This is a genomic window from Planktothrix pseudagardhii, from assembly GCF_904830925.1.
Classification (GTDB): domain Bacteria; phylum Cyanobacteriota; class Cyanobacteriia; order Cyanobacteriales; family Microcoleaceae; genus Planktothrix; species Planktothrix tepida.
In genome coordinates, this window is the sequence record NZ_LR882967.1 from 4,665,200 (window position 1) to 4,691,917 (window position 26,718).

A 26,718-nucleotide genomic window follows, 5' to 3' on the forward strand; every position below is an offset into this window, starting at 1 on the left:
CGATCGCAAAAAATTAGAATGAAACAGCCCTGGGGCCCCCCCCAGGGCTGTTTCATTCTAAAAAAATTAGGTACACAAAAGGCAAAGATAATTGATATTGTCGGCTATCATTCTTTGAGTCATTGTCGGAGAATGATAGCCATTAATTCTGAGAAGATTAAGGACAATACTTCTGATAATGGCGAAGTTTTGTGCAGCCCAACCTGAGCGAATCTTAGAACTATCTTCACGGAATAAAACATCCCTTAATTATCTAACTCTAATAGTAATTAGAATTTTTTATTTAAGTATAGAATATCCTAAACATATTTCGCTTTCAGAGGTAATAAATTGATGATGAGTTATTGGCATAACGTCTAGTAAGGTTTAGTAAGGTATGGGGAAATTTTGATTTTTAGAAAATCTTCAACGGGAATTTTGCACTGTAGACTGGATTGTTTTTCGTCGCTACACATCTCCAGCACTTTGCTAATTGGTAAGATTTCCTGGCTTGCTCCGATAGTTTGTATCATTTGAGTAGCAAACTTTAGGCATATTGAATAGGAATCAGTGTTTTTCCTATTGACAATGTTTTTATATCATCTTGTTATTACTTGATTAAGAATGCTGGTGAAAAACAGTTAATTCGGATTGATGGTGATGGTCATGGGGTTTGTTTAACTTCTTTGGGTCAATCCTCTATAACCACGAATCTCTTTCAGGGATTTAAACTTGTCTGGGGAATCTTCTTTGGTAGAATCAAAAAGATCAAGTGATCCAGAACAGTGACTGATGACACTTAACTGGTGTATGCTAAGTTTTATTAAGTTTTATTGCTTCCTCAGAGAACACTATGGATTTGACCCTTCCAGCATCGATTAAGCCTTGGCTGAATTTCTTTCATCCCCTCCTAATGTGGATTTTATTAGGATTATCCGTTTATGCGATGTATTTGGGTGTCCAAATTCGTCGCACCCGTGAAGCCCAAGGCGACACCAAAAAAGAATTAATTAAAGGAAAATTTAATCTTAAACATCACCAAATCGGTTCCCTGCTCTTGGCTTTGATGGTTTTGGGAACAATTGGTGGGATGGGTGTCACTTATATTAACAACGGTAAACTCTTCGTCGGCCCCCACCTCTTAGCAGGACTGGGAATGACCGGAATGATAGCCATTTCTGCTTCTTTAACCCCTTATATGCAAAAAGGAGCAGATTGGGCTAGAGTCAGCCACATTGCTCTTAATACCTTAATTCTAGGACTTTTTGCTTGGCAAGCTGTCACTGGAATGGAAATTGTGCAGAAAATTATTAGCAATTTGTAAGAGTTGACGGTTAACGGTTAACTGTTAACCGTTAACCGTTTTTTGGAGTCAAATTTTAGCTTGATTAAGCCTTGAGAATATCCTAAATTGTCCCCTTTCCTAATTCAATTCATCGATATTCCCAGAATTAACCCGATAACCGTAAAAATTAATTTGATAATCCGTAATTTTGACTCCGGTTTGTTGTTCAACTAAGGTTAATAATTCCGGGGGTAATTCGATATGGACATCTAAAATCTGATCCGTATCCAAACAATTTACATGGGAATGGGAATCACTAATATGTCCATATAAACGGCCATCAGAGCGTTCCACACACTCAATAATATTTTCACGCGATAAAGCCTCTAAATTTTGATAAACCGATGTATGACCAATGGCTTTCCCCTGTTGATTCAATCGATCATAAATGTCCCTTGCGGACAGATGTTCTTGAGCTTGCCAAAGCAACTCTAAAATTAAACGCCTCTGACGACTCAGGCGCATTCCTCTGGCTTGACAAGAATTTATGGCATCTTCTAAAGAACGAATCGGTTTCACTACTCTCGCCTCAGTTTATTTATCCAATTTCAATAGTTTTGAGATAACGAATTAAACGCTCACACTATGCTTCCATTGTATCTTAGGGATTTTAACGAACTTCCGTTATCCTCGTCCCATCTAAAATTAATCTAAAATCGACTGTAATCAAGGTTGACATTGAATGGCAATTACAATAACGCTAAATTCCGAGCAAGTAAATCATTTAGATTTGTCCCCTGTTCAAACCGTCATTGAACCCCTCCTCAAAAATACCGCGATTAGCCCTTATGAACAGCAGATCAGCTTCGTGATCGACTATTCTCGTGACCCAGAAGACCCCAGAGAAATTTCAGAAGTTCCTGAAGTCCGATTATGGTTTATCCGCCTCGATGCTTACTATCCTTGGCTACCCTTTTTTCTGGACTGGAAATCCGGTGAACTCGCCCGTTATGTGGCGATGCTCGTTCCCCATCAATTCCATCGTACCGAAGGCATTCAATATAACCCCGAAGCCCTAGAAATTTTTTTAATGCAAAAAATCTTTATCCTCAACGACTGGCTCACCCAACACCACCTCCCCCCCAAATCCCGCCTCATGGCAATGGCGCAAATGCTCGGCTACGACCTCGATGATTCCTTCTTTGAATATATCGTTAACCCTTAACCCTGCCCTACTTCCCTCATCCCCTCATCCCCCCGTCCCCTCATCCCCTCATCCCCCCGTCCCCCCCTCTTCTTCTGTAACGGTTCTTTACGACTACTACAGACAAGGGCAACATCAGTGTTACGATTCCGTAAAAACATGATTTGAGTGATATTTCTATGGCAGAAACACTGACTGGACAACCACCCAAGTTTGGCGGCAGCACCGGTGGGTTATTAACAAAAGCCCAAGTGGAAGAAAAATATGCAATTACCTGGACTAGCACAAAAGAACAGGTGTTTGAAATGCCCACTGGCGGTGCTGCGATTATGAACGAAGGGGACAACCTTTTGTATTTAGCCCGCAAAGAACAGTGTCTAGCTTTAGGTGCTCAACTGCGGTCAAAATTCAAACCCAGAATAGAAAACTTTAAAATCTATCGCGTTTTCCCGAACGGCGAAACTCAATATCTGCATCCTAAAGATGGCGTTTTCCCTGAAAAAGTCAACGAAGGACGTCAAGCCGTCAATGGCGTTGCTCACAATATCGGTAGCAACGTTGATCCGGCTAAAGTCAAATTTACAGGTAAATCTACCTCTGACGTTTAAAACGCTTTAAGTAATTCCAGGGCGCAATGCCCATAAACATATTAGGATGAAGGATGGTTTATTCTCACCTTCATCCTTTTATTTTTTATTGTTCGCTATTAGTCGCCATGATTTTTCCAGATTTTTCCCAATTTGCTCAACGCGCTTCCACAGGAAATTTTATTCCGGTGTATCAAGAATGGGTGGCTGATTTAGATACTCCGGTTTCTGCATGGTATCGGGTTTGTGCGGATCAACCTTATAATTTTTTGTTAGAGTCCGTTGAAGGTGGCGAAAAAATCGGACGTTATAGTTTCTTAGGTTGTGATCCAGTTTGGATTTTAGAAGCCAAAGGCGATCGCACCGTGCAAAAATGGCGAGATGGAACAATTCAAGAATTTACAGGCGATCCCTTCAACGCTTTAGAAGTCTGTTTAGAACCTTATCATCCGGTAAAATTACCTCAACTCCCCCCAGGAATTGGCGGACTCTTTGGGTTTTGGGGTTATGAATTAATGCAGTGGATCGAGTCCCGTGTTCCTGTTTATTCCCCCAATGCGGATGATTTACCCGATGGGTTATGGATGCAGGTTGATCAATTATTAATCTTTGATCAAGTTAAACGTAAAATTTGGGCGATCGCTTATGCAGATACTCGCAATACCGATTTAGAAACAGCTTATCAACAAGCGTGCGATCGCGTTCAACAATTAGTTACTAAACTTCAATCTCCCTTATCCCCAGAAAATACCCTTTTAGAATGGACTCCCCCCGATCAGCAACCGCCTTTAACCTACAGGAGTAACGTTTCCCAAGAGCAATTTTGCACCAATGTGGAAAAGGGTAAACAATATATTAAAGCCGGAGATATTTTTCAAGTCGTTTTATCTCAACGGTTAACCACAGAATATTCCGGTGATCCCTTTTCCCTTTATCGTTCTTTGCGGTTAATTAATCCCTCTCCCTATATGGCTTATTTTAACTTTAGAGATTGGCAATTAATTGGCTCCAGTCCTGAAGTCATGGTCAAAGCAGAAAAAAATCCCGAAGGAAAATTAATTACTACCGTCCGTCCCATTGCGGGAACCCGTCGCCGAGGTCAAACTCCTCAAGAAGATCAAGCTTTAGGAAAAGATTTATTGCAAGATCCTAAAGAAGTTGCTGAACACATTATGTTAGTTGATTTGGGACGCAATGATTTAGGGCGAGTGTGTCGCATGGGAACGGTTAAAGTAGACGAATTAATGGTAATTGAACGTTATTCCCATGTGATGCACATTGTTAGTAATGTGATTGGAGAATTAGCAGAAACCAAAACCGCCTGGGATTTATTAAAAGCCTGTTTTCCTGCTGGGACAGTTAGTGGAGCACCCAAAATTCGGGCGATGGAAATTATTCATGAGTTAGAAGGCTGTCGTCGTGGCCCCTATTCTGGGGTTTATGGTTACTATGATTTTGAAGGACAACTCAATAGTGCAATTACCATTCGCACCATGATTGTTGAAAATCAAGGTCAAAATCAACATCAAGTTAGTGTTCAAGCGGGTGCGGGTATTGTGGCGGACTCCCAACCTCAAAAAGAATATGAAGAAACCCTGAATAAAGCACGGGGGTTATTAGAAGCCATTCGGTGTTTAAAAGGTTGAGAATTGACTGTTGAGATCATAGGGAATGGTTTTCCTATTCCCTATTAGCGATTCTACACTGATAACTGATGACTGATAACTGATGACTGATTATTGCCAACACCTGCTAAACTTAGGGAGAAATTGTATCGTTCTGTATCATGTCTTCCACTGCAACCCCTTTACCCCCTACTTTAGAACGGATGGTACAGCGTTTTAAACGCGCCTCATCTAATAAATTGCGTTATGAACAATTAATTACCATCGCCCAAAAACTTCCTTCCTTTCCAGAAGATCAGAAAATTCCTGATAATAAAGTTCCGGGTTGTGTATCCCAGGTTTATGTGATTGCTGACTTAGATGAAAATGGAAAAGTTCAATTTCAGGGAGAGTCTGATTCTCAATTAACAAAAGGATTAACTGCTTTTTTAATTATGGGAATGAACGGACTCACCCCCACAGAAATTGCTCAACTACAACCGGATTTTATTCAAGAAACGGGGTTACAAGCGAGTTTAACACCGTCTCGCGCTAACGGCTTTTTCAATATTTTCCAAACCCTGAAGAAAAAAGCCGTTACCTGCGATCCCAACCTAAATTCTGAAGGGTCAGGAATCTGAAAAAATACTTGACAATTTAACCGAGTAATGAATCAAGATTATTTGTGGATAGAAGCGTTAAAATTTAATGACCAAGGGTTAATTCCAGCGATCGCTCAAGATGCAGAAGATGGAACGGTATTAATGATGGCTTGGATGAATAAAGAATCCATTCAAAAAACCCTAGAAACCCAAGAAGTTCACTATTGGAGCCGTTCTCGTTCTGAATTATGGCACAAAGGAGCCACATCAGGACATATTCAAAAACTGAAATCTTTATATTATGATTGTGATGCCGATACTTTATTATTAAAAATAGAACAAATTGGCAATATTGCTTGTCATACAGGCGCAAGAAGTTGTTTTTTTACAGAAGTCAAATGTTAACAGTTATCAGTTATCAGTTATCAGTTATCAGTTTAAAAATAAACTAATAGCTCCAATCTTGTCTCTATTCCTAATTCGTAATTCGTAATTCGTAATTCCCTCTTTCCTATTATAAAAAAATATGGTTATCAAACTTTATAATACTCAAACTCGTCAAAAAGAAGATTTTCAATCGTTAGAAACCGGGACGGTGAAAATGTATTGCTGCGGGGTGACGGTCTATGATTATTGCCATTTAGGTCATGCTAGATCCTATATTGTGTGGGATACCGTTAGACGCTATTTAGAATATGCGGGATATCAAGTCAATTATATTCAGAATTTTACCGATATTGACGATAAAATTCTTAACCGTGCCAAATTAGAAGGCACAACAATGGAGATCGTTTCTGAGAAATATATTCAAGCTTATTTTGAAGATATTCGTCGCTTGAATATTAAAGATGCTGATAATTATCCCCGTGTAACTGAACATATTCCCCAAATTATTCAACTGATTCAAGAATTAGAAAAACAAGGGGTTGCATATTCAGTGGATGGGGATGTTTACTATAGTGTAAATCAGTTTCCTGAGTATGGAAAATTATCAGGACGACAACAGGAACAACTGCAAGCAGGCGCAGGAGGACGGGTTTCTTTATCTGATCCTGAAGCCATGAAGAAAAAAGATCCCTCGGATTTTGCCCTCTGGAAAGCTGCAAAATTAGGCGAACCTGCTTGGGAATCTCCCTGGGGAAATGGTCGCCCTGGATGGCATATTGAATGCTCTGCAATGGTCAAATCGTTATTAGGAAATACCATTGACATTCATAGCGGTGGTGGGGATTTAATTTTTCCCCATCATGAAAATGAAATTGCCCAGTCGGAAGCCGCAACCCATCAACCTTTATCTCGGTATTGGATGCACAATGGCATGGTGCGGGTGAGTGGAGAAAAAATGTCAAAATCCCTGGGGAATTTCACCACAATTCGGGGTTTATTAGATACACCCCTTGACCCGATGGTAGTGCGTTTATTTGTGTTACAAGCTCATTATCGCAAACCTTTAGACTTTACCGATGAAGCGATCGCTTCTGCTGAAAATAGCTGGAATACCATTAAAGAAGCTCTCTTATTTAATCATGAATATGGCGAAAAATTAGGGTTTGATCTACAAAAAAATCTGATTGATCAAGATGCTATTGAACGGTTTAAAACGTCAATGGATGACGATATTAATACACCCGAAGGGTTAGCGGTTGTTTTTGAATTAGCCAAAGAATTAAAACGCGATCGCAATATTTTAGTACATGGCGGAACTCCAGAAACCTCACCGGAAACCTTACAAAAATATTGGCAAACGTTAGTAGAATTAGCAACAGTATTAGGGTTAGAAGCTCAACCAGAGAAAAGTCAAGCGTTAGGGTTAAGTGATGCTGAGATTGAGGCGTTTGTTCAGCAACGGTTAGAAGCGAAAAAAGCTAAGAATTATGGGGAAAGCGATCGCATTCGAGATCATCTCAAACAGTTAGGGATTACCTTAATTGATCAACCCGGAAATCAAACCATTTGGCATCGTTAATTTGAGTTGCTTTATCGGTTCTTCTAGGCTGGTTATGATAACTTAGTAATAAACAAAAAATCAAGAAGGAAAAAATGTTTAAAGTTGAATTGAGTGAAACTGATAATGGGAGATTGACATAGACAATATTTTATGGTATTAAATATTGACTAAATCACTAAGAAAAATGACTTTTTTATAAAAATGCCATCTAACTCCCTACTTTATTTTATTACTCAAATCATTAACTTTCCCGGTTTTAAAGCAACAAATTATCATTTTATTACGGAGAATGAACTTCTGATTGAATTAGAAAATAAACAGACTAGCGCGACTTGTCCTCATTGTGGGAAGAGTACGAGTAAAGTACATCAATCACATCGACATAGAGTGCGAGATATTCCTGTGAGTAGTTTTGATGTCTTTCTGAATGTAAATCGCCGTCAATTTAGATGCCCTAACTGCCAGAAAGTATTTTCCGAAGAATTAAGTTTTGTGAAGAAAAGAAGAACATATACAAAAAGACTAGCCCAAAAAGTGGTTGAAGAAGTGTTAGCAACAGATGTGGTGAATACCGGAAAAAGAAATCGAATGAGTCCGGCAGAAATTGAAACGATATTAAAAGAAATGGAAGCGGTCAGTATAGACTTGTGGGTTCCCTATAAAAGTGTAGTGGAAGAACTGATGCCGAATGCACAAGTAGTTGCGGATAGATTTCACGTCATGAAACAAGTCAATGAAGAGTTAGACTATCGGAGAAAAACCGAGAAAAAACAGGCAGAAAAAATCAAAAATAAAACGGAAAGAGAACGTCAAATCTCAGGAATAAAAGAGAGTAAATATCCTTTGCTGAAAAAGAAAGAAGATTTGAACGAGACGGAAAAATCAAAATTGTCAGTTCTCAAAGAAGTCATGCCAGAATTAATGGATATGTATGATAGAAAAGAGAAATTTAGAGATATATTTGAAAGTCAAATAACGGGAGATGAGGCATTTTGGCAACTGGTAGAATGGACTGAATCATCTTATAAAGACTTCCCAAAAAGCTGCCAAACAATCAAAAGGTGGATTGCCGAAATTCTCGCCTATTTCGACAATCGAACTACCCAAGGAGCCGTCGAAGGAATCAATCAGAAAATTAAGTTAATTAAGAGAAGAGCGTATGGCTTAAATAATTTTGCTAACTTTAGAAGAAGAGTTCTCTTAAATTGGCATTTTTCTCCTAATTTATCATAGTTACCCTAGAAGAGCCAAAGTTATGAAGCAATTTATGAAAACGGTCAGTTGAAATGGTTATCAGAACAACCTCAAGTTAAGTCCCCCCCCAGGGCTGTTTGAGTTGAATTTTGATCTGGGTAGAAGAGGAGGGGGGTATTGAAGCTTGATGGTTGACAGTTCGGGTCAAAAAAGTCTATTCTTTTCCTTTTGGTGAGTTACTAAATTTTATTGAAACTTTCTATGACCTATTGTTTGGGCATTATTACCAATACTGGCTTAGTGATTGCGGCGGACTCGCGCACAAATGCTGGGGTTGATTATATTTCTACCTATCGGAAATTATTCGATTTTTCTAAATCAGGTGAGCGCGTAATTCTATTATGTACGGCGGGAAATCTCTCCATCACCCAGGGAATTGTCAGCGAATTAGATCGGGATCTCAAAACCCAGGAAGAGATTAATTTACATACCCTCCCTTCTATGTATGAAGTCGCTCGCTATATTGGATCAAAACTCAGAAAAATTCAAGAACTGGATGAAAAATGGCTAAAAAAAGACGGAATTGAACCGCAATGTTCAATGCTATTAGGAGGGCAAATCAAGGGACAAGATCCGGCTTTATTTTTAATTTATAGCCAAGGTAATTTTATTCATGCCACGAGAGAAACACCGTTTTTGCAAATTGGAGAAACTAAATATGGTAAACCGATTTTAGATCGAACATTGAGCTTTAATACTCATTTAGAAGCAGCCGCTAAATGTGCGTTACTTTCTATTGATTCTACTATGAAATCTAATATTTCTGTAGGGCCTCCAATTAATTTAGTGTTATATGAAAAAGATACTTTAGAGGTCAAAAATTGGTTAAAACTACGCTTGGGTGATCCCTATTTAGCAGAAATTCGTAAACTCTGGGAAGAGTGCCTCAAACAAGGATTTAATAATATCCCTAATATTAATTGGCAGCATCGAACTAGCGACACCTCGGAGGATATTTTAATTGATTAGATCTTTTTTAGAGATTATTTGTTGTATAGGATACGGTTAAACTCTCGAAGTTATCCTATCTTTTGATTGAGGTGGATCGTTAAATAAATCCGCTAAATTTAGACCCATGCGTAATTTTAAATTCACGCATCTTGTTGAGACAGAAATCTGTCCATTTTGCCGTTCAAAATCCTCAAAAAAATGATGTTAAATTCTGGTCAAATCTACTGTTTTCGCGCAAGTTGGGAACTTTCAAGCCCTATTCGAGAACATACACTCCCAGATTGGTTATCAGTGGGCTCGAATTGGCAAGGATACACCATTTGGACTGTTCCTTGGATTGCGGATGTTGCTAGGGTACTGGGTGCATTAGACATAGAAGATTCCCCAGACGGTTGGAAATCTTATCTGGAAAGCTTAGGGTTTCAAAACGTCACCCCAGTTTTCGGAGAAGATTTATTTGAAGATCAACTGTATTCAATTTAAGTCTATTAAACAGGCATTTAATTCAGGAAAAAACTAATCAATCCACAAGCCCTTCTGACGCCATTTCTGTTCTAAAAGGGCTTGTTCTAAGTCAGTGGTCTGAATCCAACCTTCAGTCACTAACAGTTCTCCTAATTTTAAATGACAAACTCCTTGAACGGTAATGGCTTGTTCAAGTTGTATTGAGGAAATTAAACCTCTACGCACTAAAATCTCACCGATTTTCATGAGCTTACACCTGTACGAAGGTTAACAGATGCGCCCTGATGGTTTGAAATTTGTGAAAATTGTAGTTATTAAATTTTAGCTCTATTATGATCTAGGTTGCAATATTAAACCAACTGTAACCGAGCATCAAAAGTTCTAATCAATGGGAGTTAATATCAAATGAGAATTGGGATTATCGGAACGGGGTTAATGGGGTTTCCGATGGCGCAACGATTGTTAGAAGCTGGATATCAACTCATTGTGTATAATCGCACAACCTCTAAAGTCGAACCCTTAAGAGAAGCAGGGGCTACCGTCGCTGGAACGCCTCAAGGTTTAATTGCTACCAGTGATTGTATTTTATTGATGTTAACGAATCAAGATGCCATTGAGTCAGTTTTGTTCCGTTCAGAATTTCAATCGTTTTTATCGGGAAAAACAGTAATTTCAATGGGAACAATTTCTCCAACAGATAGTAAAACGATTCAAAAAGACATTCTGAAAGCGGGAGGAGACTATTTAGAAGCTCCTGTTTTGGGGAGTATTCCTGAAGCGAAAGCCGGAACATTACAAATTATGGTGGGTTCTACAGAAGCGCAATTTGAGCAATGGTTGAATTTGTTAAAATGCTTAGGCGAACCGAAATATATTGGGGAAGTGGGAAGTGCGGCTGCATTAAAATTAGCCTTAAATCAATTAATTGCTTCCTTAACAACGGCTTTCGGCTTAAGTTTAAATTTTGTTCAACAGCAAGGAGTAGACATCGAATTATTTATGGAGATTTTACGCAACAGTGCGTTATATGCTCCCACCTTTGATAAAAAATTACAACGGATGTTAGAAGAAAATTATGAAAACCCCAATTTCCCCGTAAAACATTTATTAAAAGATACGAATTTGTTTCTACAAGAAGCGGTCAAAATGGGGTTAAATGCCAGTTCGTTAGAAGGAGTAAAAGCAATATTAGAAGCAACGCAAAAACTCGGAAAATCAGACGATGATTATTCCGCCCTATTTACCACCATCAAACCGTAGGGTGCATAAGCGCAGCGCACGCACCACATCAAAATTTATAGATCATTCTTTCTTGAATTTATGAGAATTAATTGATCAAGAAACGGTGCGTGTGCGTTGCTTACGCACCCTAGGAATAGGTTAAAATTCTAATACAAAATCAGATACTAGATCAGACCTATCTGAAATTGAAGGTCGTGAGGAAATATTATTATTTAATGGACATTGACTGACCGACTCTAAGGTAAACGAAATTTTTAGATCAGGTAGTCCACAGTTTTTTAGAGATTCAATCATAGTCTGTCTGACTTGATCGTATTTTACAATCGTTTCCGATGGCCCAAATGGAATTATAAAAGTACGTTGATTACCCAATGATATTTTGACTTGAGCAGGTTTGATACACTTTCTTGGTGAAACATATACTCTTGAGATATAGCCATCATTTTCTGATAGAGTAACTTTAGCAAAATCTGATAAATAACGTTCAAATAGTAACCATGCTTCTCGCTCTACAGATGTCAGCATATATACATTTTGATAAGGGAATAGATTAAGATCAGATCCCTGACGAAATGAACCTTTAGAGCCTTGTATAGAGTGAACAATTGATGTTGTGACTTTTTCTCCATTTTCAGAAATGTAGTTTTTTTGTCCTGTAGGTTCATAAAGATTAGCTGAAAAAGATTTAACATAGAGATAAATTCTTTTGTGAGAATAATCTTTAACATAGGGATGGGTACTATAGCACTTTAAATCAATTCCTCTTTGAGCTAAAATATCAGAAATATCATATTTATTTTGATTAGAACGACTATCAATTCCTCGCTTTTTTAATTTGTATTCTTCTTCAAGTTGTTTTATATTTTCGTTAATATTTCGAGAGTTTATTGATTCATTAAATAATATCTTGATGGGATCTTTTTGATAGGACGATAGGCGTTTTAGAGGGTAATTGCATAACTGAGAAAACTCACTATCGTCATTGAGCTTGAAAATATTATAGCTAGACTGACCACAATATTTTTGAATGGCTTGTAAAGACTCTTGATTAATAGCTCTCACAGGAATTCCGGCTAATGCTGTTAATTCATAGCCTGTAATTAATGTAATAGCTTCTTTACTGATATCATACACTTCAACAGCATAGCCATTTACAAGAAGCCTTATTGATGTACGCTCACCACTTTTTCTAAATTCCCATTTGTTAGTATATGCTTTTCGGCTTGAAAAAGCTTTATTAATCGCAAGCTCGGTGGCGCGGCTATCTTCTGTATTGTTATAAATACTACTTTTATCAATACACAAATGTATAATCGGTAAAGGCAAAACTTTTTTTAGAATTCGCCAATTTTTTTCAAATTTATTACACTTTTCAACATAAACAGGATCGTCTTTTCTGGGTGGTTCAATTCCGATTAAGATCATATATTCTGAAAGGGCATTGAGGGTTTCACGCAGTAATGTTTCAGCCGGACGGATTGTTTTCTTTGTAACTTTGCTCCCGTTAAGCTGAGGCTTATATTTCTCAATTCTAGCTTTTTCAACTTGGGTTAGCTGGTCAGGGGAGATTTTCTCATAATAAATATGAAATACTTTTCTTTTTTGAGATCCTAACTGTAGAATTCTATGATGGGTTTTTCCATCCCATCTTGTCTTAAGATTTTTAGCTTTTCCGATATACCAAATCAGTTGATTCTCATCGATAACATAATAAATTCCTGAGTCTTCTGGTAAAAGTTCTTTTGACTTAAGTAATACATGAGGCAACTGTAGTATATAAGTATCTGCATTCATTTTCTTCTTCTAATTTTCTAATTATTATGCGATCGCTAAACTTTAAATTTTACCATGCCTCCATCACTTCTGTTTTTTTAGTATATCAAAAAAGTGCCTTATCATCAAGGGAATAAGCATCAGAAACCGGGTTTCTTATGTTATCTATCAGTGACAACCGAAAGTGTTGTTAAGAAACCCGGTTTCTATTTCCCTAGCTTACTCACTTCTTAATAATTGATCATAATCTGCATGGGAACCAATCCAAAACCACACCATTTCACCGTTTTCTTCGACTGCTAAGGCTCGATAGTGAATTCCAATCCGCACTGACCAGAATGGCCCCACCTTCTTAAAGTGCAGCGAAGGATATCGAGAATCCTGCTTGAGTAACTCATAGCATCGATCAGCTAGTTCTGGAATCTCATTCGGTAACTGTCGATAATGATACCAGAAATCAGGGGTTACACGATATTTCACAGGTCAGTACAACGTCCTTCCCGTAGATGTTGGAGTGCTTGTTTAGCCAACCCATCGAGCCGACCTGCTGTAACATCTTGTTCAAATTGCTGATCCCAGATTTCTGCATCAAACTTTGCAAACCAAACCCGGAAAGCTGCTAGTTCCTCTTTCGTTAATTGACTAACAGCACGTTCAATCTCCTGTAAATTACTCATACACTTAAAGTAAATTCAGCAATTAGGAATATAGCTAATTATACCCCTATTTATTTAATTTAATCTTCTGTATTTAAAATAGCAATTTGGAATAGGCTCAGAAATCGGGTTTCTTATATTATCTATCGGCGACAACCGAAACTGTTGTTAAGAAATCCGGTTTCTATTTCCCAAGTTAATTAGTGTAATGTTGAGAAGTTGCCCAATAATTCGATCTAATTCCGTGCGATCGCTACAGTTTTCACTCAAGAGTTCTAATTTTTCTAATGTATTCATTATTGCCTCTCTTACAGACGATTTATTACTACTATAGCAAGCCTTATCATATTTTAATGTTTGCCTTCCTTTTTTTAAACTCTAGGGAGGTGTTATGATCCAAGTATTCTGATTAATGAGTACCATTGAAAGCAAAAATGTCAAAAGAAAATATAGCAACCGTTGTTAAAATCCTAGAATCTCTAACAGATGCTCAACAACAACAGATTATTGAGCATTTACGGAAATATATTAATGATCTAAAAAATAAAAACGCCGATTTTGAAGATGAATTGCAGTGGGATCAATCTTTTCAAAAAACCCAAAGCAAGTTAGTCGCAGCAGCAAAGCTGGCAAAACAACAAATTGCTCAAGGACAAGCACAACCTATGGACTATGAGCAATTATGAGGTCTGCTACTTTACCGTCTTTTTGGTCAGAATATCATCGCCTTTTGATATAGCTAGTTTATTGTTCTAGTTCCCTATAGAAAATACCCCTTACCGATTAGGTAAGAGGTAAGAAAAAAAGATCAATTTATCGTTCTTGAACTGTTAATAATTCAACGGGTAAACGTTTAAATGCTAATCGTTCGTTTTCGATATCAACAAAAATGGTATCTCCATTCACAAATTCACTGCGAAGAATCGCTTTAGCAATGGGGGTTTCTAATTCTCGTTGAATAGCTCGTTTTAACGGACGCGCGCCATACACCGGATCATAACCCACTTCTGCTAAGAAATCTAAGGCAGAATCCGATAATTTTAACGCCATTTTCCGGTCTGCTAACCGTTTCGATAACCGTTCAATTTGGAGACGAACAATTTGCCGTAATTCCTCTTTTTGTAACGCATGGAAAATGATCATTTCATCAATACGGTTGAGAAATTCCGGTCGGAAACTTGCCCGCATTGCGTCTAATACCCGACTCCGCATTTCTTCATATTGGGAATCGGAACCTGACACATCTAAAATATACTGTGATCCCACATTACTCGTCATAATAATAATGGTATTTTTGAAATCAACAGTATGACCTTGTGCGTCTGTTACCCGCCCATCATCGAGGATTTGCAGCATAATATTAAACACATCGGGATGGGCTTTTTCAATTTCATCAAACAAAATTACAGCGTAGGGACGACGACGAATGGCTTCGGTTAATTGCCCGCCTTCATCATATCCCACATACCCTGGAGGAGCACCAATTAAACGGGAAACGGCGTGTTTTTCCATGTATTCCGACATATCAATTCGCACCATCGCTTCTTCGGTATCAAATAAATAGGAAGCTAAGGCTTTTGCTAATTCCGTTTTCCCGACTCCTGTAGGGCCTAAAAAGATGAAACTGGCGACGGGACGATTGGGATCAGCTAACCCGGCTCTTGAGCGTTGAATGGCATCTGCAACGGCCGTTACCGCTTCATTTTGACCGATAACTCGGTGGTGTAATTCATCTTCTAAATTCAGGAGTTTTTGCATTTCCGACTCGACTAATTTACTAATCGGAATTCCTGTCCATTTAGAGATAATTTCCGCAATATCGGCTTCGGTCACTTCTTCCCGCAATAAGGTTTTTCCACTGGTTTGAGTCGCTTCTAATTGCGCTTCTGTGGCTTTGAGTTTTTTCTTGAGTTCTTCCAGTTTACCGTATTTTAATTCTGCCGCCCGGTTTAAATCATAGTTCCGTTCCGCTTGCTGAATTTCAATATTAACCCGATCAATTTCTTCTTTGATGGATTGAATATCGGTAATTACATTTTTCTCAGATTGCCATTGAGAACTCAGGCTGCGTTGTTCTTCTTTTAAGGTTCCTAATTCACTTTCTAACCGTTCTAACCGTTCTAAAGATGCTGGATCGCTTTCTTTTTGCAACGATAATCGTTCCATTTCTAATTGCAAAATGCGCCGATCAATTTCATCAAGTTCTTCGGGTTTAGAGGTAATTTCCATTTTTAATTTAGCTGCCGCTTCATCAACTAAATCAATGGCTTTATCGGGTAAAAAGCGATCGCTAATATATCGAGTGGATAATACGGCGGCGGCGACTAAGGCACTATCGGAAATTTTGACCCCATGATGAACCTCATAACGTTCTTTTAATCCCCGTAAAATCGAGATAGTATCTTCAACGGTGGGTTGATCGACATAAACTTGTTGAAAACGGCGTTCTAAGGCGGGATCTTTTTCAATATATTTGCGATATTCATCGAGGGTTGTTGCTCCAATACAGCGCAATTCTCCCCGTGCTAACATGGGTTTTAAAAGGTTCCCCGCATCCATCGCGCCTTGGGTTGCACCCGCTCCCACAACGGTATGAATTTCATCAATAAATAGAATAATTGCGCCCTGAGAGTCGGTCACTTCTTTTAACACGGCTTTCAAGCGTTCTTCAAATTCACCTCGGAATTTTGCTCCGGCAATTAACGCCCCCATATCTAATGCAATTAACCGTCTTTCTTGCAAAGATTGAGGCACATCTCCGGCAATAATTCGTTGGGCGAGTCCTTCTGCGATCGCTGTTTTTCCAACACCGGGTTCCCCAATTAATACGGGATTATTTTTAGTTCTGCGGCTTAAAATTTGCACCGTGCGCCGAATTTCATCATCTCGTCCAATGACGGGATCAAGTTTTCCTTGACGGGCGGCTTCGGTTAAATCTCGACCATATTTTTCCAGGGCTTCATATTTGTTTTCTGGGGTTTGATCAGTCACTTTATTGTTTCCTCTAATTTGAGTAATAATTGATTTGAGTTTAGGTTCATCTAAGTGAAATTCTTGAAATAAAGCCTTGCCAAAACGATCATCTTTAAGATAAGCTAAAAATAGATGTTCTATCGAAATAAACTCATCTTTGTATTCTTGACGATAGGTTTCGGCTCGATCCAACAGCGTATCTAAACTTCGACCTAAATAAACATTAGAAATTGTACCTGTTATTTTAGGCTGACGATTAATAAAGCTATCGGTTCTTTCTCGAAATTGAGCAACGGATATTCCGGCTTTAGTTAAGATATTTTTAGTTAATCCTTCTTGTTCCAGCAACGCTTTCATTAAGTGTTCACTTTCAATTTGTTGCTGTTGGGATTGTTTGACAATATCGGGAGTTCTGGCTAGAGCTTCCCAGGTTTTTTCTGTAAATTTATTGGGGTCAGTTGGTTGCATATTGATTAAGCCTCCACATAGATTAAAATGAATTGAGTGATAATTATCAATATTAGCAATGCTAGAAGTTAAGGATTTCCTATAACACTTCCTTACTATACTGAACTCTCTGACGGAAGTTTATCTGATTTTCACGACTTTTTGAGTACGGTTCACCGAAAATCCGGGGTTAATCTCAAAATCTGAAGGACAAAGGAGAATCGATCTATAATTAAAACAGTCTAACTTGTTGAGGAAATTTTAACAATGACACAAACTGTTAAGCCTAGTTCTCCCATTTCAGACGGAACTAACCCGACTACATCGGAAGCAAAACCGACGTTATTAATTAACGAAATTTTAACAGAAATTCAATTAACCCCGCAAGAACAATGGCACAATCTGTTACAAATTATGAGAACGTTTCGACAAGCCACGAATCCAGACCCTAAACCTGTCCCTTTAACACCGGAAGAACAGCAACGGAAAGAACAAATTAAAAAAAATCAAGCCGTAATTGAATTGTTAAGAAAGTGGAGAGATGATGATGATGAGCAAGAACAAAAAGAAACTTGGGAAATTTTAAATCAAGCGTTAGAGATTGAAAAAACCGAAATTTAAGGACGTGTAAATGCGATTAATTTTTTTAGATGCTGGCCCTTTAGGAATGATTGCTAACCCGAAAGCGACTCCCTCAAATTTAGGCTGTCAATTGTGGTTAGACAATTTATTAGCCCAAGGGGAAAAAGTGATTTTACCCGAAATTGCTGACTATGAAATCCGTCGGGAATTATTAAGGGCTAATAAACAACGGAGTATTAGGAAACTTGATCAATTAAAATCTATTTTAGAGTATAGACCGATTAATACGGAGGTGATGTTATTAGCAGCAGAACTATGGGCCGATGCGAGAAAAAGTGGCAACCCAACGGCGGATAATCGTGCTTTAGATGCAGATGTTATTCTAGCGGCGCAAGCTAAATTAGAAGAATTAAACGGTAATTCTGTGATTGTGGTGACAACGAATAAAAAGCATTTATCGATATTTGTAGACGCGAGAGAATGGCAAGAAATTCCTGCTAGGGATTAAAAGCAAAAGCAGAAATGGATGCAGTCAGTGAGTTTGATTTTGAAGTGATTAATGATGATTTGAATTTCGCCTTGATTAAGGTATAAAGAAAGAACCACAAAGAAACTAAAACACGAAGGAATATTTGTTCAAGTTGATAGAACTATATATTTTAGTATGGAGAGATAATATAATATTTAAAAATTGAATTAATCTTTAGTAAAGAAGCACGATCATGATCTGTATGGCTACTATCTTCTAACAAACAACGTCTTTTTAAGGATTGTATAGCCTTTAATATATCTGTGGGTTGATTAGGGATTTCTTGTAAAACCTGCATCAAAGCAACCTCATTTTCTTGTTTGGCTAAATAATTGATCACTTGTTGTTCAGACTCAGTTAATCTACTCCATAAACGATTAAGTTGAAATGTGATTTCATTGCTTAATATCAAGGAAGGATAAGCTAAAAATTCTGTTACTTTGCAAGAAAATAGTTCTTGAATCATCGTAGCTGTCATTTCTAACCATAAGGGATGTCCTTGATATTTTTCAATTAAATCATGCCAATTTTCTTGATCTAATAATTCTTTATCCTTTAAAATTTTTGTAGCACAATCTCCTAATCCTGACAGTTTTAACGATCTGAAGAATTTAGGACTATCGACTGTTAAATATTCCGGTTGTTCGCTGGTAATTAGTAAAAAACTACTGGAATGAGACAATTCAGCAATTTGTTTAAATAATAAATAATACCCTTCAAATTCGGATTTATATTGACCTGCATATTGTCCGGTTTTAAAGAGCATTTGCAGATCATCAATAATCATTAAACAGCGATGTTTTTTAATGAATTTCAGCAATAAATCAACTTGACGATCTAGGGTATTTGGAAGAATAGGAGGAGAAACAACACTTTGCAGTAAATCTGTTAGAAAAACATCTATAGTTGGACAATACTGGAGACTGCGATAAATAATATATTGAAATTCCGTTTGGATTTCTTCAATCAGTTTGACAGCCAGCGTCGTTTTGCCAATTCCAAGTATCCCCACTAAGGTAATCATTCGGATATGGTCTTGAATTAACCAGGTTTTTAAAGTGTTTAGTTCATGATCTCGTCCAAAAAATGTGGTAATTTCTGGAGTCGCATCTAGGTCTAAATGGTTGTTTTCAGATGGTTTTAATAAAGGACAAGATTTAGGTTTTTTCTGTTGTTTTGGACAAATACTGATTTGATGAAAACTAATAAAATTTCCAGATGAAACACTGTTATAGATAGTAATTTTTTCTAAAATAGACCGTGCATTTGATTTATTAATATCTTCCCCTAAAGTTTTCGATAAAGTTTGCCAGAGTTCTGATGCAGTATCTCGAACATGACCTTCACTTAAATGATTTTCTGATGCAATTTCAGCGTATTTATTGCCTTGTAATGTTCCTTTAAGAATTGTTTCTTGCAGAAGGTCTAAATGTTCGCCTGTATGTGTAAAAAGCAGTTGATCTGCGAGTTTCAATACTTTTGCAATATCCATAGCGAGATGACACTGAATAATCTTATCCAATTGTATCCGATCTTTCCGATATTTTTCCGACATTTTAGGAATTTTTTAGGAAAAAGTTCCGACACGATCCGACTGACAGAGGAATTGGTTTTCGTTTATGACTGTAGTAACACACAGATGTGCGGATAAGCTAACCAAAGAGAATATTATCTTACATCCAGTGGTTGAATCAATAGTTAGACCTTGGAGGTACAATGTCAAGAGATTTACGGGGTACAGGAATTGCTAGTGCTTTAGAAAATTACTTTGATTCAATCTGTATTGGCAATGATGGTGATTCAGAAATAAAAAAACTACAGTTGAGTGACAGTGGAATCCTAAGCTACGATGTTCAAATTCGACATAGACAAGTCACCACTATTCACATTCCATTTAATGGAAATAAGAATATCATTACTTACAGCTTGACAACCCATGCTACTGGCGATATTAATCCTCGCAACCCCGATCCCAACAAATTACATTTTGGAGTTGATACTCCATTTGGAACAGTCACAGTAAATCTGACTGAACTTATGCAAGTTATAGCAACTATGATTTGAAGTAACTCACTTAAAAACAATATGAAACGTTATTTTCTGAGTTCAGTAATCATTGGTATTATAGTAGTCTCTGCTGCACAAAAACCCGGTTTTGCTGAGACAATGCCAGAGAATATTGATGGATATTTCGCCTATAATGGGTCAGTATATGCTAAAGCTGGTGGAACAATTTGTGCGTTTAGTAAACCTGGACATCTTGATATTTTTAGAAGATCAAGACCTGCTCCTGATCTAAATATAACCGCTATCTCAACGTATAAGTATATTGGGCTTTGTCCAGTTCCTAGAGCATTTTTTGATTTTGGCAATTCAGGATATTTCAGTTTTGGTAATGGTAGCTTTTGTGGCTTTCCAAACCCTCAAGTACAACTGGAATATAGACAACGGTATAATGCTCCTCTTGTTAAGAAAATTTCCTCAGATCCTAAAGCATTCATGAAGTATACAGGTCGGTGTTCTTAACTTTTGTAGCGAGTCTAAATCCGTAGGGTGCGTAAGCTCCGCGCACGCACTATCTAACATGAAATCCCAAAATATTTGCTCCTGATCATTACATTATCATTGTATCTGAGAAATGGTGCGTGTGGCTTCGCCTTACGCACCCTACGTTTTTGCTATAGCTTTTTTGTCAATACTTTCAGTTTTTATTCTGCTATAAAAATTTGCTCAACGGTTAAATTAATTTCAGGAAATAGTTGAGAAACAATATTTTGTTGACCTATAAAAATAGTATTCTCGTAACTTCCATTCATCAGAAAATTGATTATTACTTCCTCTGTTAACGGATCAATAATCCAATATTCAGAAATTCCAAATTCAGCATATTCAGTTATTTTTTTAACATAATCTCGGTTTTCGTTATCTTCCCCAGGACTCACAACCTCTACTACTAATAAAGCCGGAACTTCAAGAATGGCTGATTTTTTCAATTGTCGTAACCGTCGCCAATCTTCCCCTTGAATAATAACAATATCCGGTTGTCGAGAGCGATTTATTTGAGTTCGTATCCCGACATCTCCCTGTTTGATTTTCAGGTCTAACCCTAGCCTTTTGACCTCAGCTTTGAAGGTATCGTAGAGAAATTCAATAATATCAGAATGAATGGGACTCGCAGGTGTCATTGGAATTAACACCCCATCTTCAAGTTCATAACGGTTATCTGTTCCGTCATCGTAGGTTAAATACTCCTCAAAGGTTAATTTAACAGGGGTTTGAGTCATGTTGTTACCTCAACTTTCCAACGTCCCTTTTCTATTAATTTAACATGAAATTCACAAATATTTGCTCCTGATTATTGCATTATCATTGTATCTGAGAAATGGTGCGTGCGGCTTCACCTTACGCACCCTACACTCTTGCTATAGCTTCATCAGCAAAAGGTTCTCGCTCCAGTAAATGATCAAGAATAATATTAGTATCTAGCAGGACTCTCATTTTAAATATTTCTCCGTCAAATATTCTTCTTTTAGGGTTTCTGTTTGAGATTATTGGTAATAAACATAGAATTTTATAGAAACCCGGTTTCTGGTTATTTTACTGTATTATAATTGAATAAATGCCAACATTCTGTTGCGATCGCCCAATCTTCCTCCGTATGAATGACTAATATTTTAACCTTTGAATCTGCGGTAGAAATTTCTTCATCAACGGGATGAGAGGCATTTTTTTCTAAGTCTAATTTTAACCCTAAAAACTCCCATCCTTGACAAGTGGCTTCTCGAACTTGTTCGGCGTGTTCTCCGACTCCTGCGGTAAAGACTAAGGCATCTAAACCGCCTAAACTCGCTAACATTTGTCCTATTCCCATTTTTAAGCGGTGAATATACATTTCAAAGGCGAGTTTGGCTTTGGGATTTCCGGCTTTCATTTCTGCTAAAACATATCGCAGATCTCCCGACTCCCCAACAATCCCTTTTAACCCCGATTCCTTATTTAAAATTTGATTAATTTGATTAACATCATATTGATATTTTCCTTGTAAATATAAAATAATAGACGGATCAATTGAGCCGCTTCGGGTTCCCATCATTAATCCTTCTAAGGGGGTAAATCCCATCGTGGTATTAATACTAATCCCATCTTGAATCGCAGCTAAGGAACATCCATTTCCTAAATGACAGGTAATTATTTTTAAGAATTCTAAGGGTTTACCTAGAATTTTAGCGGTTTGTTTGGCACAATATTTATGGCTAGTTCCATGAAATCCATAGCGTTTGATTCCTGCTTGTAAATATTGATAAGGAATTGGATAAATTGTTGCATAATCGGGCATTTTTCGATGGAAAGCCGTATCAAATACTGCAACTTGGGGGACAGTTCCTAATAGGGTTTCTACGGCTTCAATTCCTTCTAAATGGGCAGGATTATGGGTAGGAGCAAGGGGAATTAAAGATTGAATGGTTTCTTTTACTTTTTCATTAATCAATATGGCTTCAGAATAATCTGAGCCGCCATGGACGACGCGATGACCGACAATATTAATTTCTGAAAGGTGATTTAACACTTTTGTTTCCCCTGCACTTAGGGTATTAAACATTTGAGCGATCGCGTCTTGTTTAGATTTTAAATCGATTTGATATTCTTGCTTAACCTTTAAAGTTTTCACTTTCATTAACCCAAATTCTTGAGAAGCTGTCCAATCAATCGTTGCTTCCCAAATGGGGTGTAAGGGATAGTCGGGTAATGTAGATTTTGTAATTTCATACAAACAGCTTTTTTGAGAACTTGAACCCGCATTTAATACTAAAATTTTCATAGGGTAAATTCGGTAAAAATTAAGATAAATAATAATATCATCAATTGAACTCAAACCCGAAAACATAAACTAAATTTTATGGGCAATCCCATTAATCCCTTAAATCCGGGTTCTAGGTTCCAATAGAAGACCGTAAGGTTTCATCTAAATGACACCGATCGGCTAAAGTGTGTAATAACGGCCCATGATTCGATAATTCTACTATACTAACAGCCCCTGTGGGCATGGCAATGCGATCGCGAAATCTGCCAATATCAATTCCTAATAATCCACAGATCATAATTCTAATCGTGGCTTTATGGGATACAATTAAAACATTACCCGATTGATAACGTTCTCCTATTTCTTGAAGTACCGGAGCACAACGACGAGCAATATCAACCCCTTTTTCGCCGCCTGTAGGTGCATTCCAACCGGGATCAGTTAACCAGCGAACATACTCATCATGGTAACTTTCATTAACGGTTTGGGGTGATTTTCCTTCCCATTCTCCATAGGCAATTTCTTTTAAACCGTCTCGAAATTGCATTTCTAAACCCACCGCTTCGCACAAGGGTTTTGCAGTTGCAATGGTTCGTTTCATTGGACTTACAAATGCAGCAACCCAAGGTAAATTTTGGTAAGATTTAGCAAATTGATCCGCCATCTTTAAGCCATTTTCGGTTAAATCGGGATCTAAATTTCCACAATAACCGCCTTGTTGACTATAGGTGGTTTCTCCGTGTCTCAAAAAATACAGTTTAACGCTCATCATTTTTAGCAAGTTAGGGGATGCCATTAGGAATGAGAGGAAACTCCTCCTAAAAGCCTATTCCTTAATGTAGATATTGAGTTTAACATTTGTTTAAATTTTCCCAATACCTTTAGGTTGCCGTTAGCTTAACATATCAGCTTGAGTTTCTCAAACCGAGAGAAAATTTTTAACTTTTTTAACTAAAATTTTAATTTTTTGTTAAGGTTTCTTTGTTATAATGGCTAACCCAGTCAAATCTTAAAAAAATAATAAGAATAAAAATATTATGTCTCTGCAATCAAGATTCAGTGCTATGATTTAACCAAATTTTCAACAATAGGGTGTATACAAAACTGCAAACCGCCGTTTTCAAGATATCCTATACTCTCAAAAGTTGAAAAACGAAAACCCTTTATAACGGTCAGGATTTATGGTAGCTGCACCAGATAAACCCATTGAGTTAAATAACCCTTTGAATGAGGAGGAACTGCTTAAGATTAACGCTTACTGGCGAGCTTGCAATTACCTAGCCGTTGGTATGATTTATCTACGCGAAAATCCTTTATTAAAACAACCCCTAAAACCTTCAGACGTTAAACATCGGTTATTAGGACATTGGGGCTCCAGTCCAGGGTTGAGCTTTATCTACATTCACCTCAACCGCTTAATTAAAAAATACGACCTGGATATGATTTATCTCGCTGGCCCAGGTCACGGCGCACCCGGAGTTTTAGCCCCAGTTTATTTAGAAGGAACCTACTCGGAAATTTATCCCAATATTAGCGAAGATGCTGACGGGATGCAGAAATTCTTCAAACAGTTCTCATTCCCTGGCGGTATTGGCAGTCATTGTACCCCGGAGACTCCCGGTTCTATCCATGAAGGCGGAGAGTTAGGCTATAGTTTATCTCACGCCTATGGGTCTGTGTTTGATAACCCGGACTTAATCTCCGTTTGTGTGGTGGGAGATGGAGAAGCGGAAACCGGAGCTTTAGCCACTGCTTGGCATTCTAACAAATTTATCAACCCGATTCGAGATGGGGCGGTGTTGCCTGTTCTGCATTTGAATGGGTATAAAATTGCCAACCCGACTATTTTATCGCGGATTAGCCATGAGGAATTAGAAGCGCTGTTTAAAGGTTATGGCTATAAACCTTATTTTGTCGAAGGGTCAGACCCAACCTTAATGCACCAGAAAATGGCGGCGACCTTAGAAGAAGCCATTACGGAAATTAAAGCTATTCAGGCGGAAGCACGGTCAACGGGTACGGCAAAACGTCCGATGTGGCCCATGATTGTGTTGCGGAGTCCCAAAGGTTGGACGGGCCCAGCCGATGTGGATGGTCATAAAGTGGAAGGGTTTTGGCGAGCACACCAAGTTCCGATGGCGGATGTGACGACAAACCCGCCCCATCTGCGGTTATTAGAAGATTGGATGCGGAGTTATAAACCGGAAGAATTATTTGATGAAAACGGCCGTTTAATTCCTGAACTGAAGGCCTTAGCCCCCCAAGGCACGAAACGCATGAGTGCGAGTCCCCATGCCAACGGTGGCACACTCCGAAAAGACTTAAAGTTACCCGATTTCCGCCAATATGGGGTTTCTGTGGAACATCCGGGTAAGGCAGAAGTGGAGAATACAAAGCTTTTGGGCAATTTCCTGCGGGATGTGATGCGGAATAATCTGCACAATTTCCGAATGTTTGGCCCCGACGAAACCGCTTCTAATCGTTTAAATCCGGTTTATGAAGTTAGTAAAAAAACTTGGTTAGCTGAATTTTACCCGGAAGATTTAGACGGAAGTGAGTTAGCCACCGATGGTCGGGTGATGGAAATGTTGAGTGAGCATACCTTAGAAGGATGGTTAGAAGGGTATGTGCTCACCGGACGACATGGATTTTTCCACACTTATGAAGCCTTTGCTCATGTGATTGATTCCATGTTCAACCAACACGCGAAATGGTTGGATATTTGCAAAAATGAAGTGTCTTGGCGAGCACCGATTTCTTCCTTAAATATTCTATTGTCTTCAACGGTTTGGCGACAAGATCATAACGGGTTTAGCCATCAAGACCCCGGATTTTTAGATGTGGTTACGAATAAAAGCGCCAGTGTGACTCGGATTTATTTACCACCGGATGCTAACTGTTTATTATCCGTTGCTGACCATTGTTTAAAGAGTACCGATTACATCAATGTGATTGTTGCAGATAAACAGAAACATTTGCAATTTTTGAGCATGGATGATGCCATTAAACATTGTACTAAAGGCATTGGCATTTGGGAATGGGCGAGTAATGATGATTGTGGAAAAGAACCGGATATCCCTGATGTGATTATGGCGAGTTGTGGGGATGTGGCGACGATGGAATCTCTCGCAGCTACGGCTATTTTACGAGAAGAAATACCGGATTTAAAAGTTCGGTTTGTGAACGTGGTGGATTTATTTAAGTTACAACCGGATACGGAGCATCCTCACGGGTTATCAGACCGCGATTTTGATAGTTTGTTTACCACGGATAAACCAATTATCTTTAATTTCCATGGCTATCCTTGGTTAATTCACAAGTTAGCGTATCGTCGGAAAAATCACCCGAATCTGCACGTCCGAGGCTATAAAGAAAAGGGGAATATTAATACACCCTTGGAATTGGCTATTAATAACCAAGTTGACCGTTTTAATTTGGTGATGGATGTCATTGACCGAGTACCTAAATTAGGTTCGGCGGCGGCTTACGTTCGGGAACGGATGAGAAATGCTATCATCGAAAATGTCAATTATGCCTATGAACATGGCATTGACAAAGATGAAATTGTGCATTGGAAATGGCCGTTTTAAATTCCTAGAAACTTAGAAACCGGGTTTCTCTGGTAGATTTGTTGTGAGAAATTCAGATCACTTCAGAAACCCGGTTTCTGTGAGCCTTTACTAAGTTGTTAGAAACCGGGTTTCTCTGCTAGATTTGTTGTGAGAAATCAAGATCACTTCAGAAACCCGGTTTCTGTGAGTCAACGCTAAGTTGTTAGAAACCGGGTTTCTCTGCTAGATTTGTTGTGAGAAATCAAGATCACTTCAGAAACCCGG

The 26,718-nt window shown here is 38.2% G+C and carries 28 protein-coding genes; 17 read left to right on the forward strand and 11 right to left on the reverse strand.

From position 1 onward, the window contains the following. The first annotated feature begins 832 nt into the window (after positions 1-832). Complete coding sequence (locus NMK36_RS20065) at positions 833-1,303, forward strand: DUF4079 domain-containing protein (protein ID WP_072719928.1); 471 nt, start codon at positions 833-835, stop codon at positions 1,301-1,303. Positions 1,304-1,402: 99 nt separating this feature from the next. On the opposite strand, the gene NMK36_RS20070 is transcribed toward NMK36_RS20065, so the two are convergent. After that, complete coding sequence (locus tag NMK36_RS20070) at positions 1,403-1,843, reverse strand: Fur family transcriptional regulator (RefSeq protein WP_072719929.1); 441 nt, start codon at positions 1,841-1,843, stop codon at positions 1,403-1,405. 163 nt (positions 1,844-2,006) lie between these two features. Here NMK36_RS20070 and NMK36_RS20075 point away from each other — a divergent pair, with 163 nt between their 5' ends. The 9 genes from NMK36_RS20075 to NMK36_RS20115 all read left to right on the forward strand — a co-directional run bounded on the left by NMK36_RS20075 (position 2,007) and on the right by NMK36_RS20115 (position 9,897). Continuing rightward, positions 2,007-2,489, forward strand: a complete 483-nt coding sequence (locus tag NMK36_RS20075; RefSeq protein WP_072719930.1) for a CRR6 family NdhI maturation factor — start codon at positions 2,007-2,009, stop codon at positions 2,487-2,489. Positions 2,490-2,647: 158 nt separating this feature from the next. Next, positions 2,648-3,076, forward strand: a complete 429-nt coding sequence (locus NMK36_RS20080; RefSeq protein WP_072719931.1) for a photosystem I reaction center subunit II PsaD — start codon at positions 2,648-2,650, stop codon at positions 3,074-3,076. 107 nt (positions 3,077-3,183) lie between these two features. Next, positions 3,184-4,701 carry an anthranilate synthase component I gene (gene trpE / locus NMK36_RS20085; RefSeq protein WP_254175210.1) on the forward strand — a complete coding sequence of 506 codons (1,518 nt, stop codon included), beginning with the start codon at positions 3,184-3,186 and terminating at the stop codon, positions 4,699-4,701. Positions 4,702-4,841: 140 nt separating this feature from the next. Then, the gene (locus NMK36_RS20090) at positions 4,842-5,300 is read left to right on the forward strand and encodes a SufE family protein (RefSeq protein ID WP_072719932.1); all 459 of its coding nucleotides are present in this window, start codon (positions 4,842-4,844) and stop codon (positions 5,298-5,300) included. Between the two features lie 27 nt (positions 5,301-5,327). Further along, a complete protein-coding gene (gene hisI, locus NMK36_RS20095; protein WP_072719933.1) occupies positions 5,328-5,666 on the forward strand; it encodes a phosphoribosyl-AMP cyclohydrolase in 339 nt (112 codons plus the stop codon). Positions 5,667-5,787: 121 nt separating this feature from the next. Then, positions 5,788-7,227, forward strand: coding sequence for a cysteine--tRNA ligase (cysS, locus tag NMK36_RS20100; protein WP_072719934.1), 1,440 nt, complete (start codon positions 5,788-5,790; stop codon positions 7,225-7,227). Positions 7,228-7,410: 183 nt separating this feature from the next. Next, entirely contained in the window at positions 7,411-8,442 is a 1,032-nt protein-coding gene (locus tag NMK36_RS20105) for a transposase (RefSeq protein WP_072719935.1), read from the forward strand. Positions 8,443-8,664: 222 nt separating this feature from the next. Continuing rightward, positions 8,665-9,432 carry a proteasome-type protease gene (locus NMK36_RS20110; protein ID WP_072719936.1) on the forward strand — a complete coding sequence of 256 codons (768 nt, stop codon included), beginning with the start codon at positions 8,665-8,667 and terminating at the stop codon, positions 9,430-9,432. A gap of 180 nt (positions 9,433-9,612) precedes the next feature. Then, positions 9,613-9,897 (forward strand): hypothetical protein, encoded by a 285-nt coding sequence (locus NMK36_RS20115; protein ID WP_242049010.1) that lies wholly within the window; start codon positions 9,613-9,615, stop codon positions 9,895-9,897. 33 nt (positions 9,898-9,930) lie between these two features. On the opposite strand, the gene NMK36_RS20120 is transcribed toward NMK36_RS20115, so the two are convergent. Beyond that, a complete protein-coding gene (locus NMK36_RS20120) occupies positions 9,931-10,125 on the reverse strand; it encodes a hypothetical protein (protein ID WP_254174484.1) in 195 nt (64 codons plus the stop codon). Between the two features lie 159 nt (positions 10,126-10,284). Between NMK36_RS20120 and NMK36_RS20125 the strand changes: the two genes are divergently transcribed. After that, positions 10,285-11,139 carry an NAD(P)-dependent oxidoreductase gene (locus NMK36_RS20125; RefSeq protein WP_254174485.1) on the forward strand — a complete coding sequence of 285 codons (855 nt, stop codon included), beginning with the start codon at positions 10,285-10,287 and terminating at the stop codon, positions 11,137-11,139. A 120-nt stretch (positions 11,140-11,259) separates the two neighbouring features. On the opposite strand, the gene NMK36_RS20130 is transcribed toward NMK36_RS20125, so the two are convergent. From NMK36_RS20130 to NMK36_RS28840, 4 genes are all read right to left on the reverse strand, one after another. Next, the gene (locus NMK36_RS20130) at positions 11,260-12,915 is read right to left on the reverse strand and encodes a GIY-YIG nuclease family protein (protein ID WP_254174486.1); all 1,656 of its coding nucleotides are present in this window, start codon (positions 12,913-12,915) and stop codon (positions 11,260-11,262) included. 198 nt (positions 12,916-13,113) lie between these two features. Beyond that, on the reverse strand, positions 13,114-13,374 hold the full coding sequence (locus NMK36_RS20135; protein ID WP_254174487.1) for a ParE family toxin-like protein: 261 nt from the start codon (positions 13,372-13,374) through the stop codon (positions 13,114-13,116). After that, positions 13,371-13,571 (reverse strand): hypothetical protein, encoded by a 201-nt coding sequence (locus NMK36_RS20140; RefSeq protein WP_254174488.1) that lies wholly within the window; start codon positions 13,569-13,571, stop codon positions 13,371-13,373. Before NMK36_RS20140 ends, NMK36_RS20135 begins: the two co-directional genes overlap by 4 nt. Positions 13,572-13,718: 147 nt before the next feature. After that, positions 13,719-13,847 carry a hypothetical protein gene (locus tag NMK36_RS28840; RefSeq protein ID WP_302184674.1) on the reverse strand — a complete coding sequence of 43 codons (129 nt, stop codon included), beginning with the start codon at positions 13,845-13,847 and terminating at the stop codon, positions 13,719-13,721. Positions 13,848-13,984: 137 nt separating this feature from the next. On the opposite strand from NMK36_RS28840, the gene NMK36_RS20145 reads away from it, so the two are divergent. Continuing rightward, positions 13,985-14,236 (forward strand): hypothetical protein, encoded by a 252-nt coding sequence (locus tag NMK36_RS20145; protein ID WP_072719942.1) that lies wholly within the window; start codon positions 13,985-13,987, stop codon positions 14,234-14,236. Positions 14,237-14,363: 127 nt separating this feature from the next. Here NMK36_RS20145 and clpB read toward each other — a convergent pair whose 3' ends face one another. Next, a complete protein-coding gene (gene clpB / locus NMK36_RS20150) occupies positions 14,364-16,991 on the reverse strand; it encodes an ATP-dependent chaperone ClpB (protein WP_254174489.1) in 2,628 nt (875 codons plus the stop codon). A 246-nt stretch (positions 16,992-17,237) separates the two neighbouring features. On the opposite strand from clpB, the gene NMK36_RS20155 reads away from it, so the two are divergent. Then, positions 17,238-17,591, forward strand: a complete 354-nt coding sequence (locus NMK36_RS20155; RefSeq protein ID WP_254174490.1) for a hypothetical protein — start codon at positions 17,238-17,240, stop codon at positions 17,589-17,591. Positions 17,592-17,601: 10 nt separating this feature from the next. Beyond that, positions 17,602-18,060: a PIN domain-containing protein gene (locus NMK36_RS20160; RefSeq protein WP_254174491.1), complete on the forward strand. Its 459-nt coding sequence runs from the start codon at positions 17,602-17,604 to the stop codon at positions 18,058-18,060. Between the two features lie 151 nt (positions 18,061-18,211). Here NMK36_RS20160 and NMK36_RS20165 read toward each other — a convergent pair whose 3' ends face one another. Next, positions 18,212-19,573, reverse strand: coding sequence for an AAA family ATPase (locus NMK36_RS20165; RefSeq protein WP_254174492.1), 1,362 nt, complete (start codon positions 19,571-19,573; stop codon positions 18,212-18,214). 224 nt (positions 19,574-19,797) lie between these two features. Here NMK36_RS20165 and NMK36_RS20170 point away from each other — a divergent pair, with 224 nt between their 5' ends. Both NMK36_RS20170 and NMK36_RS20175 read left to right on the forward strand, forming a co-directional pair. Beyond that, a complete protein-coding gene (locus tag NMK36_RS20170; protein WP_079681424.1) occupies positions 19,798-20,145 on the forward strand; it encodes a hypothetical protein in 348 nt (115 codons plus the stop codon). A 21-nt stretch (positions 20,146-20,166) separates the two neighbouring features. Beyond that, entirely contained in the window at positions 20,167-20,607 is a 441-nt protein-coding gene (locus tag NMK36_RS20175; protein ID WP_254174493.1) for a hypothetical protein, read from the forward strand. Positions 20,608-20,789: 182 nt separating this feature from the next. On the opposite strand, the gene NMK36_RS20180 is transcribed toward NMK36_RS20175, so the two are convergent. The 3 genes from NMK36_RS20180 to NMK36_RS20190 form a co-directional block, all read right to left on the reverse strand. After that, complete coding sequence (locus NMK36_RS20180) at positions 20,790-21,365, reverse strand: Uma2 family endonuclease (protein WP_254174494.1); 576 nt, start codon at positions 21,363-21,365, stop codon at positions 20,790-20,792. Positions 21,366-21,673: 308 nt separating this feature from the next. Further along, positions 21,674-22,900: an acetate kinase gene (locus NMK36_RS20185; protein WP_254174495.1), complete on the reverse strand. Its 1,227-nt coding sequence runs from the start codon at positions 22,898-22,900 to the stop codon at positions 21,674-21,676. 112 nt (positions 22,901-23,012) lie between these two features. Next, on the reverse strand, positions 23,013-23,678 hold the full coding sequence (locus NMK36_RS20190) for a histidine phosphatase family protein (RefSeq protein ID WP_367997196.1): 666 nt from the start codon (positions 23,676-23,678) through the stop codon (positions 23,013-23,015). 385 nt (positions 23,679-24,063) lie between these two features. Here NMK36_RS20190 and NMK36_RS20195 point away from each other — a divergent pair, with 385 nt between their 5' ends. Then, entirely contained in the window at positions 24,064-26,472 is a 2,409-nt protein-coding gene (locus NMK36_RS20195) for a phosphoketolase family protein (protein WP_254174496.1), read from the forward strand. Positions 26,473-26,718: the final 246 nt, after the last annotated feature.